This is a genomic window from Enterobacter sp. SECR19-1250 (genome assembly GCF_013391025.1).
GTDB classification, from domain to species: Bacteria; Pseudomonadota; Gammaproteobacteria; order Enterobacterales; family Enterobacteriaceae; genus Enterobacter; species Enterobacter cloacae.
The window spans coordinates 1-3,920 of the sequence record NZ_JACASJ010000198.1; the positions used below are offsets into that span (position 1 = coordinate 1).

A 3,920-nucleotide genomic window follows, 5' to 3' on the forward strand; every position below is an offset into this window, starting at 1 on the left:
CCTCCGCAACCACATGTTTTCACATGGTTGTTGCGTTGACCAATTGAATCTACAGATCACCATGGACTACGGTCGCGTGCGCCTGTGGGGCTCCATTGCGTTTGTGATTGGCTCTGCGCTGGTGGGGAAACTGGTCAGTATTTACGATTACCGCGCCATTCTTGCCCTGCTAAGCATCGGTATCGCCTCGATGTTGCTGGGCATGCTGCTGCGACCGTCAGTCATGCCGCAAGGCGAAAGCCGCCATCAGGAAAGCGCAGGCTGGCCCGCCTGGCGAAGCCTGGTGGCGCAAAGCTGGCGTTTTCTGGCCTGCGTCTGCCTGCTTCAGGGGGCGCACGCGGCGTATTACGGCTTCAGCGCCATTTACTGGCAGGGCGCCGGTTACTCTGCCTCTGCCGTGGGCTACCTGTGGTCGCTTGGCGTGGTGGCCGAAGTGATTATCTTTGCGCTCAGCAAGAAACTGTTTCGCCGCTTCGGCGCGCGCGACCTGCTGCTGCTCTCCGCCGTGTGTGGCGTGGCGCGGTGGGGCATTATGGGCTGGACGACCGAACTGCCCTGGCTGATCGTGGCGCAAATTCTGCACTGTGGCACCTTTACCGTCTGCCATCTGGCGGCCATGCGCTATATCGCCGCGCGTGAAGGCGGGGATGTGATTCGCTTGCAGGCGGTCTATTCTGCGGTGGCGATGGGCGGCAGCATTGCCGTGATGACGGTCTTTGCGGGCTTCCTGTATCAACATCTGGGACACGGCGTGTTCTGGGTAATGGCACTGGTCGCGCTACCGGCGATGTTTATTCGCCCGAAAGTGGCCGCGCGCACCTGACTACGATTCCAGCATGGCGCGAATATGTTCTTGTTGCTGTGCGTTCAGCGATTCCACGGCGTGGATCAGCGGCGGTGAGAACAGGGGCAGGGCGGTGGGGTAAGGAGTAATAACCAGCGCCGCTTCGCGCGGAGCCCCCTCTTTCTGAAAAGCCTGCAGCGTCAGATAACGAATATTGAGCGGCAGCAACGTTAGTTCGCGCAGCTGCTGTTCAATCACCTCTTCACAGGATTTGTCCTCTCCGGTTAATAACACCACCAGTTTTTCGTGCAGATCGGTCTCCTGCATCAGCCAGGCACCAAAAATCACCGCCACCAGACTCATCTCTTCATCAGAAAAACGCAGGCCAAACTCCACCTCCAGCTCAAACAACGCCTCCTTGGTGGTGCGTAACAGACGGGGGTAAAGGCGATGGATCTCTTCTGGCAGGCTGTTGTCGATGCCGATCTCAAACAGCGACCGGTCCAGCGCCTGTGCCAGATGAACGTAGAGCTGATCGGTCAGCCCTTGTTCATCGCTGAAGTTCATTCCTGTCTGGGCGCGAAAACGGGCAATCATCCGCACGATGGCCCGGCGCAGACGCTGATCCTGCTGATGTTTATCGAGCACCGGATCGGGCGTGCGCAGCATCATAAACAGCAGCGCGAGGAACAGTTGTTCGTCGCTGTGGGTGCCCTGCGGCACGCGGCGTTTCCAGTGACGCACAATTTCCTGCGCCGTAAAGTATTCCCCTCGCGACTGTGTCCAGTTGCGCTGAACGGGGGAAAACTGCGGCGTATTGCCCAGGTGATGCTGGATCAAACAATACTGCAAGAAGAGCTGTAAAAACTGCACGTCACGGCAGTCAAAGGGGCGCTGTAGCTTTCGGGAACAGAAGCTGATCAACGCCCGCAGATTCGTATCGTCATAAAGCGGACGCGCGATGCCCTGCTGTTTAAGCGCGGTTTTAAGCGCCGGGGTAAACTGTTGCGAAACAAAATGTGGGCACAGGCGGAGCGCCCTGCGCAGCCAGTGCAGCAGACATAAACGCTGATTCAGGACCGAGCCTTCAATCCGGTAGCTGCCGTCATGGTGCGTGACAATGTCCAGCCGGTGATAGCGCTGGATTTCATCGCGCGTCTCGGCTATATCTTGCCGTGCCATGGCGTCGTCCACGCCGTTGGTTGCGATTATGCTCTGTGCGGTGACGGCAGCATCGGGCAGGTAAAGCATCAAAAGCACCTGGCAGCGGCGCTGCGAACTGGAAAGCACAGATGGAATTTCAAGCGTTGTCATCATCTGTTGGGTATCCAGTGTGAATGTCTGGTAAGAATAGCTAAAGGATCGACGCTGAAAAGCGTACCGGCAGCCCTTTCACTCAGGATTGCTGGCGAACATCACAGAATTTTTGACGTGAGGAATTGATGCAAACAGTTAAACACAGCGCGATGGCGTTATTTTTGGCGGTTATCACTTTCACCGCCGGCGCGCATCCTCACAGTTTTATCAGTCTCAAAACCGAGCTGGTGACTGACGGAACCCAGTTGAGCGGCCTGAAAATGCGCTGGACGATGGATGAAATCACCTCGGCCGATCTCCTGTATGACGCGGGAAACGCAAAGCCAGGCGATGAGATCTGGAAAAAGCTGGCGGCGGAGGTCATGGCCAACGTGCTGGGACAGCACTACTTCACCGAGTTCTGGCATAACGGACAAAAGGTGAAGTTTATGAATCGCCCGACGGAGTACGGCATGTCGCGCGACGGTCATCAGGCGGTGCTGACGTTTGTTCTCCCGCTGGCGCATCCTCAGCCGCTGGCAGGACAGACGTATACCTTTTCCACCTTCGACCCCACCTATTACGTCGATATGAGCTATGCGAAGGAGAGTGACGTGACGCTACCGACTACCCTGCAAAAATCCTGCAAACTCGCTGTTCATACGCCAAAACCCAGCGAAGAGACGCTCAACTTCGCCGTCTCTCTGGATAAAGAGGATGCCCCTCCTGAAGATATGGAACTGGGTAAACAGTTTGCACAGCAGGTGACGTTACAATGTCAGTGATCGCCTCTTCCGCCCGCAAACCACGTCGCTGGCTTCATCTCTGGCCGCTGGCGCTCTTTTTATTGCTGGCCGTGTGCGGCGCGCTGTGGTTATGGCAGGCCTGGCCGCAGGTTATGATGAAAAGCATTCTCTGGCAGCGTGACGTTAACCAGCAGATGAGTGGGCTACTCAAGGCGGTGGCGGATAACCCAACAAAAGCAGGTGGTTCCCTGCTGGCATTCAGTTTTGTCTACGGGGTGCTGCATGCGCTGGGGCCGGGGCACGGCAAGATTGTGATCGCTACCTGGCTTGCCACGCATCCCTCGAAGCTGAAATCGAGCATCGGTCTGACGCTGGCCTCTTCGCTGCTGCAGGGCGGCGTCGCTATCGGGCTGGTAGTGGTCGTCCTCTCGCTGTTACAGCTTCCCGCTCGTCAGCTGCACCTGAGCAGTTTCTGGCTGGAGAAGGGAAGTTATGCGCTGGTGGGCGTGCTGGGGGTGATCCTCTGCTGGCGGGCGCTGAAAAAACTGCGGGTACTGCTGCAAAAGCCAACCTTCAAATCCTTTACGCCACATCATGTCCATGATGCCCACTGCGGCTGCGGACATCAGCATCTGCCTACGCAGGCGCAGTTGCAGAGCGGCGACGACTGGCGTGCGCGGGTGATGATTGTCCTTTCAATGGGGATGCGACCATGTTCAGGTGCGATCATGGTGCTGCTGTTCAGCAAAGTGATTGGCGTATTCGGCTGGGGCATGCTCTCTGCGCTGGCTATGGCGGCAGGAACGTCCCTGACCATTTCGTCACTGGCATTACTGGTTCACAGCTTCCGTCAACTGGCGGTAAAACTCAGCGGCAATAAAACGCCGGTGCTGTGGCGACAGGTTGGCTGGACGACGCTCGCGCTGGCGGGCGGGGTGATTCTGCTGGTAGCGGCGGTGACGATGTGGATGAGTGCGGTGCCGGTGGGAAGGGGATTGCGGCCGTTTTAGTAGGGTGCGGTCTGATGCCCTCACCCTGACCCTCTCCCACAGGGCTGAGGGATCCCCAGTAATATGGTCATGCCGCCATGACCA

4 protein-coding genes are annotated in these 3,920 nt (G+C 57.6%); 3 read left to right on the forward strand and 1 reads right to left on the reverse strand.

Features of this window, described 5'->3' with window-relative positions; all coding sequences use genetic code 11:
* Window positions 1-823: 3-phenylpropionate MFS transporter (locus HX884_RS25560; protein ID WP_178328981.1), on the forward strand; the 823-nt coding region annotated here is incomplete at its 5' end.
* On the opposite strand, the gene csiE is transcribed toward HX884_RS25560, so the two are convergent.
* A complete protein-coding gene (csiE, locus tag HX884_RS25565) occupies window positions 824-2,101 on the reverse strand; it encodes a stationary phase inducible protein CsiE (RefSeq protein ID WP_178328982.1) in 1,278 nt (425 codons plus the stop codon). It lies immediately after the preceding gene.
* 125 nt (window positions 2,102-2,226) lie between these two features.
* Here csiE and HX884_RS25570 point away from each other — a divergent pair, with 125 nt between their 5' ends.
* Window positions 2,227-2,865, forward strand: a complete 639-nt coding sequence (locus HX884_RS25570) for a DUF1007 family protein (protein ID WP_023620117.1) — start codon at window positions 2,227-2,229, stop codon at window positions 2,863-2,865.
* Window positions 2,856-3,836: a nickel/cobalt transporter gene (locus HX884_RS25575; RefSeq protein WP_023620118.1), complete on the forward strand. Its 981-nt coding sequence runs from the start codon at window positions 2,856-2,858 to the stop codon at window positions 3,834-3,836. The genes HX884_RS25570 and HX884_RS25575 overlap by 10 nt, the downstream gene beginning before the upstream one ends.
* Window positions 3,837-3,920: the final 84 nt, after the last annotated feature.

Coding starts and splice junctions, on each gene's coding strand:
- HX884_RS25570 (WP_023620117.1), top strand. CDS start 2,227: ATGCAAACAGTTAAACACAGCGCGATGGCGTTATTTTTGGCGGTTATC.
- HX884_RS25575 (WP_023620118.1), top strand. CDS start 2,856: ATGTCAGTGATCGCCTCTTCCGCCCGCAAACCACGTCGCTGGCTTCAT.
- csiE (WP_178328982.1), bottom strand. CDS start 2,101: ATGATGACAACGCTTGAAATTCCATCTGTGCTTTCCAGTTCGCAGCGC.